The sequence below is a fragment of the Mucilaginibacter sp. genome, assembly GCF_028287845.1.
Taxonomy (GTDB): domain Bacteria; phylum Bacteroidota; class Bacteroidia; order Sphingobacteriales; family Sphingobacteriaceae; genus Mucilaginibacter.
In genome coordinates this window covers 1-5,399 of record NZ_JAQBOW010000058.1, presented here as the reverse complement: position 1 = coordinate 5,399, position 5,399 = coordinate 1, and the positions used below count along the sequence as shown (strand labels likewise).

General features: G+C 37.1%; 8 protein-coding genes and 1 pseudogene. 8 read left to right on the top strand and 1 reads right to left on the bottom strand.

Translation table 11 applies throughout. The annotated features are described in order from the left end of the window. The 7 genes and pseudogenes from JWP71_RS05200 to bioD all read left to right on the top strand — a co-directional run. Window positions 1-360, top strand: a pseudogene (locus JWP71_RS05200) (S24 family peptidase); the annotation flags it as partial. A gap of 68 nt (window positions 361-428) precedes the next feature. Next, a complete protein-coding gene (locus JWP71_RS05195; RefSeq protein WP_299497696.1) occupies window positions 429-800 on the top strand; it encodes a hypothetical protein in 372 nt (123 codons plus the stop codon). Between the two features lie 153 nt (window positions 801-953). Continuing rightward, a complete protein-coding gene (locus JWP71_RS05190; protein WP_299497694.1) occupies window positions 954-1,325 on the top strand; it encodes a hypothetical protein in 372 nt (123 codons plus the stop codon). A 152-nt stretch (window positions 1,326-1,477) separates the two neighbouring features. After that, window positions 1,478-1,855, top strand: coding sequence for a hypothetical protein (locus JWP71_RS05185; RefSeq protein ID WP_299497693.1), 378 nt, complete (start codon window positions 1,478-1,480; stop codon window positions 1,853-1,855). A gap of 116 nt (window positions 1,856-1,971) precedes the next feature. Beyond that, window positions 1,972-2,331 (top strand): hypothetical protein, encoded by a 360-nt coding sequence (locus tag JWP71_RS05180; protein WP_299497692.1) that lies wholly within the window; start codon window positions 1,972-1,974, stop codon window positions 2,329-2,331. Window positions 2,332-2,401: 70 nt separating this feature from the next. After that, window positions 2,402-3,532, top strand: a complete 1,131-nt coding sequence (locus tag JWP71_RS05175; protein WP_299497691.1) for an 8-amino-7-oxononanoate synthase — start codon at window positions 2,402-2,404, stop codon at window positions 3,530-3,532. Continuing rightward, window positions 3,522-4,130: a dethiobiotin synthase gene (gene bioD / locus JWP71_RS05170; protein WP_299497689.1), complete on the top strand. Its 609-nt coding sequence runs from the start codon at window positions 3,522-3,524 to the stop codon at window positions 4,128-4,130. Before JWP71_RS05175 ends, bioD begins: the two co-directional genes overlap by 11 nt. Here bioD and JWP71_RS05165 read toward each other — a convergent pair. After that, a complete protein-coding gene (locus tag JWP71_RS05165) occupies window positions 4,125-4,826 on the bottom strand; it encodes a hypothetical protein (protein ID WP_299497688.1) in 702 nt (233 codons plus the stop codon). The two genes, bioD and JWP71_RS05165, sit on opposite strands and share 6 nt — an antisense overlap. Before the next feature lie 112 nt (window positions 4,827-4,938). Between JWP71_RS05165 and JWP71_RS05160 the strand changes: the two genes are divergently transcribed. Further along, window positions 4,939-5,399: 3-hydroxyacyl-CoA dehydrogenase NAD-binding domain-containing protein (locus JWP71_RS05160; RefSeq protein WP_299497687.1), on the top strand; the 461-nt coding region annotated here is incomplete at its 3' end.

The window sequence follows — 5,399 nt, the reverse complement described above, 5'->3', positions numbered from 1 at the left end:
ATATAGGGCGATTCTTTGCTCCCGCTGTTATCGGGTACATCTATTATAGGTGAGTATGTAGAGAATTGGGGCGATGTAAAGCCGTCTGAAACTTATGTTATAGTGTCAAAAAGTGATGGTGTTGTATATAAGCGTATTGGCAATAAATTTAAAGATAACAAGAAATTGAAACTGGTATCAGACAACCCTGTATATGAACCTTACGAAATAAACGGAGAGGATATTTTAGAGATATGGAAGGCAAAGGCCTATATATCTACTCATCTTCCATTACCAACACCCGAGCCAACTATGGAAAGCCTTACAAGCATGATGGCGCAGATGCAACGATCAATAGCTAAATTAGAGGGCAACAATTAAGTTACAAAGTAAATATTAAACCTTATGCATATATCTTTATCATAACCAAAACAATAAACATAATGAATATGAAAAAGTTATTATTAGTATGCGCTTTCGTAATTGGAGTTAGTGCAGTAAGCTTTGCCCAGGGGAGGCAACAACAAACTCCGGCACAACAGGTAGAAAGGTTAAAAACACAAATAACAGGTTTAACTGATGATCAGGTAGCTAAGGTTACAACTATTTTTACTGCATCGGCAAAAAGTCAGGATAGCTTAAGGGCTGCAGCAACTGCTGCCGGTACAGACAGGGCCGCAATGAGGCCTGCACAAACTGCCTTAAGAGCAGCACAAACGGCTAAGATCATGGCTATTTTAACTCCAGATCAGGCTGCTGCTTATAAAAAGATCCAGGATGATGCGGCTGCTAGACGCGCCCAAGGTGGTGGTGGTAACTAACGATTTCTAAAACTAGAAAAAAAGCGTTCCCAAAGCGGCGAACGCTTTTTTTTTGCCCTGAATTTTGATTTAGGGCAACATTTAAGTTACATCATTGTACATAATCGGTAAGCCCATATCTTTAACATATCAAACAAATAAAACCCAAACAAAATGAAAAAAATATTATTAGTGTGCCTGTTCTTAATAGGCATTAGCGCGGTTAGCTTCGCGCAGGGCGGACAAAGAAGAGGTGGCGGAACTCCTGAGCAACGTTTAAGAACGCTTAAAACAGCTATAACGCCATTAACGCTTACCGATGACCAGATTGCGAAGCTTACCGTAGTTTATACTGCTTCTTCTAAAAGTATAGATAGCCTAAGAACTGCTACAGGGGATGACAGAAGTGTATTAAGAGAGAAAATGATGCCTGTGATGACAGCTACAAACACTAAAGTTAATGCTATTTTAACCCCGGAACAAGCCGCCGCATATAAAAAGTATACGGATGAAATGCGGGCTAAAATGCAACAAGGCGGTAATTAATGACGCTGACAAAATAAAAAACACGCGCTTGGTAACCGCAACTTTTTCATGGAATGGTCGATATAATGTGCCTATTGGTCGCATTTATTTTAATAAACACCATCATACTTATATATTAGAGTATATAATATTTATCAATTAAACCAAAATACATGAAAAAGTTATTATTTGTATGCGCATTTGTAATGGGAATTTGCGCGGTAAGTTTTGCCCAGGGCAGACAAAGACAAACTCCTGAAGAATCAGCTGCAGCTTTAAAAACATCTTTAACACTTAATGATGACCAAACAGCTAAAGTTAAAACAATTTATGAAGTACAAGCAAAAAGCATGGACAGCTTAAGAACAGCGATGACTGCGGGTGGCGATGCTCCTGACAGGGCTGCAATGATGGCAAAAAGGACTCCAATTACAAATGCTACCAATGCTAAAATCAAAGCTATTTTAACTGCTGACCAGGCTGCTACATTTCAAAAACAGGTAGATGCACAGGCTGAAAGAATGAAACAATTTATGCAAGGCGGTAACTAATCGTTTGAATCTAATAAAAGAAAAGCCCCAATAAACCGGGGCTTTTTTATTACATATTGAAGTATAAATAACTATATATTAGTAAACTAATTTTTAACCAATTAAACCTAAAAGAAATGAAAAAATTATTATTTGTATGCGCCTTCATATTAGGAGTTAGCGCAGTTAGTTTTGCACAAGGCAGACCGAGAATGACACCTGAACAACAATTAGCGTCGGTTAAAACGATGATCGCACCATTAACGCTTAGTGATGACCAGGCTACAAAACTTACTGCTGTTTACACAGCTAACACTAAAAGCACCGATAGCCTAAGAACAGCTGTACCAGACAGAGATGCACGTATGCCGGCACAAACTGCATTAAGAACGGCGCTTACAGCAAAGGTTAATGCCATTTTAACCCCTGAGCAAGCTGCCGCATTAAAAAAAGGGCAAGATGAAATGCGCGCTAAAATGCAACAAGGCGGTAACTAATAACGCAAAACTGATAAAAGAAAAGCCCCGATAAACCGGGGCTTTTTTTATTTTTACCTAAAATTACACATTGGCATCAGCAGAGAAATATATAGAGCAGCGGCTGAATGAAAGGCGCATAGTCGGTTCTTACAGGATTTTAAAGCCTGAAAACAACCTGATTGATTTTTGCTCGAACGATTATTTAGGTTTTTCAAGGTCATCAGCCTTAAAAAATAAAATAAATGAGGAAATAAATAGCAACCATCTTGTTTTAAATGGTGCAACCGGTTCGAGGTTAATATCAGGGAATTTGAATTATACAGAAGAACTGGAAAAAGAAATAGCTAAGTTGTTTAATAGTGAGGCCGGCTTACTGTTTAACTCTGGCTACGATGCTAATTTAGGATTGCTCTCTTCCCTCCCCCAACGTGGTGATACTATAATAACTGATGAGCTGATTCATGCTTCTATTATTGACGGAGCGCGGCTGAGCCATGCCAACCGTTACACCTTTAAACATAATGATATAGCCGGTCTTGAAGCTAAATTAAAGCAGGCCAAAGGCAATTGTTATGTGGTAATTGAAAGCGTATACTCCATGGATGGGGATTCGCCACCCATAATTGAGCTATTAGACATAACAGAAAAATATGGCGCGCATTTAATTGTTGACGAGGCACATGCAGTTGGTTTGTATAAAACGGGAATCATAACCCGGCTTAAGCTCGAAAAGCGCGTCTTTGCCAGGATAGTAACCTTTGGGAAAGCATTAGGATGTCATGGCGCTGTGGTATTGGGGAATAATTTATTGCGTGAATATTTGATTAATTTCGCGCGGTCGTTTATATATACAACTGCTGCCCCACTACACCAGCTGGCATCTATAAAAATGGCCTGTATATTATTGCATAAATCTGCCGAAGAGATAACTGCACTTCAAAATAATATTAATTTATTTAAACAAATGCTAACTGCATCCAAAACATATCCATTAATTAATAGTGAAAGCCCTATTCAGTGTATACTTCTAAAAAGCAATGAATGGGCTAAAAAAACAGCAATGCATTTGCAGGATAATGGTTTGGATGTTAGGGCTATACTTAGTCCAACAGTTGCGCAGGGAAGTGAAAGAATAAGAATATGCCTGCACGCTTTTAATACAGTTAACGACTTGGAATTATTAACTAATACAATCAATAATTTATTATATGCAGGCTAAACCATTATTTATAACCGGCATTGGTACAGGTATTGGCAAAACAATTGTATCGGCTATTTTAACTGAACAATTAAAAGCCGATTATTGGAAACCCATACAATCCGGCGATCTGGATAATAGTGATACATTAAAGGTTAAAAGCCTGGTATCTAATAACAGATCAAAATTTCATCCCGAAGCTTATTGTTTAACTCAGCCTTTTTCGCCGCATAAATCCGCTGCTATTGATGGCATAGTAATAGATCCTAAAAGTATTCATCTTCCTGAAACTGATAATCAATTAATTATTGAAGGCGCCGGAGGTTTAATGGTTCCGCTTAATGATGATTTTTTAATGATAGATCTGATTAAGCAGTTAGATGCTGAAGTTATCCTGGTAGTAAAACATTATCTGGGCAGTATTAACCATACGCTGTTATCGCTAGAAGCATTAGCTAATAGAAATATCCCTGTAAATGCGGTGGTATTTAATGGCGATAGTGATGCGGACGCAGAGCAAGTGATAGTTAAATACGCCAGAACAAAAAAAATCCTATCAATTACAGTAATTGATAGGATCAATAAAGAAAATATAGCGCTTCAAAAAATAGAACTATAAAGTATTGTATTGAGTAATTAACTTAGCCAGATCAGCATCATTCTTTAAATTCAAATTATTGCTTTTTATATAAGCATCTAATTCAGTTTGTTTGCTTCCTAAGGCAGCCTCAACAGATTTTTTGTCCTTTTTAACTTTTACAAGTTTACCCGATATTACCAGGTAATAATCAATATTATCAACCACTTCACGGGTTGTAACCGCGGTACCCAGGTCTTTTTTGTATTCAGATATTGACTTAGCGTTTTTTCTAACCAGTTTAACTTTTCCGTCGCTTAGGACTTCAAAAAACGCATCATCACCAAATTTTCCGTTACCCGGTATTTTGCTAAATTTCGCTACCGTACCATCAGCAGCTGTAATTGTAAAATCGGCAACAGGTATATCAAATTCGCCCATTTTATCATCCTTGATTTGGGTAAAGAGCTTATCTTTTAATTCATCGTATTTTACAACTTTTTCTTTTTGTACAGAGCCATCGGCAAAAGTAACATCTGCCTTGCTCCAATCAGCAGTAAAATAAGGCGAGCCAACCAAACCTGTATATTCGGAAGCTCTTCTAACATTCCCTGCGTCATCTACCATTGCACCAGAACTTGACCCTTGATTATAAGAACTGGTAAGTTGAGCTTTTGCTACTGTAGCCACAACACTAAACACGAATAGTGCGGCAATAGTTTTTAAATTGGATTTCATATGTTTATAATTGATGTATACAAATATATACTATAATATTTGTGATAGTATAACGCATTATATAGTTAAACACAAAAAGTAACAGTTTTGATACAGATGATGTTTTGTAATTATGAAAAATATAACAGTAATAGGCTCAGGAACAATGGGGAATGGTATAGCCCATACATTTGCGCAATATGGTTTTAATGTGGCATTGGTTGATATTAATAACGATGCGTTACAGCGTGCACTACAAAGCATAAGTAACAATTTAGATAAACAGGTTAAAAAAGGCACTATTGATGAACAGGCAAAAACAAATGCTTTAAATAATATTAAAACCTATACAGATATAAAATCTGGCACTGCAAACGCCGACCTGGTTGTTGAGGCGGCAACAGAGAACCTTGATATTAAATTGAATTTATTTAAACAGTTAAGCGACTTATGCGCGTTACATACTATACTGGCATCTAACACTTCCTCTATATCAATTACAGAAATAGCCGCAGTTACAAAAAACCCGGGTAATGTAATAGGCATGCATTTTATGAATCCGGTACCATTAATGAAATTGGTTGAAGTAATTAA

What these genes read in the sequence shown, in the direction of transcription:
- JWP71_RS05180 (WP_299497692.1), top strand. Translation starts at nt 1,972, where the DNA reads ATGAAAAAATTATTATTTGTATGCGCCTTCATATTAGGAGTTAGCGCA.
- JWP71_RS05165 (WP_299497688.1), bottom strand. Translation starts at nt 4,826, where the DNA reads ATGAAATCCAATTTAAAAACTATTGCCGCACTATTCGTGTTTAGTGTT.
- JWP71_RS05190 (WP_299497694.1), top strand. Translation starts at nt 954, where the DNA reads ATGAAAAAAATATTATTAGTGTGCCTGTTCTTAATAGGCATTAGCGCG.
- bioD (WP_299497689.1), top strand. Translation starts at nt 3,522, where the DNA reads ATGCAGGCTAAACCATTATTTATAACCGGCATTGGTACAGGTATTGGC.
- JWP71_RS05195 (WP_299497696.1), top strand. Translation starts at nt 429, where the DNA reads ATGAAAAAGTTATTATTAGTATGCGCTTTCGTAATTGGAGTTAGTGCA.
- JWP71_RS05185 (WP_299497693.1), top strand. Translation starts at nt 1,478, where the DNA reads ATGAAAAAGTTATTATTTGTATGCGCATTTGTAATGGGAATTTGCGCG.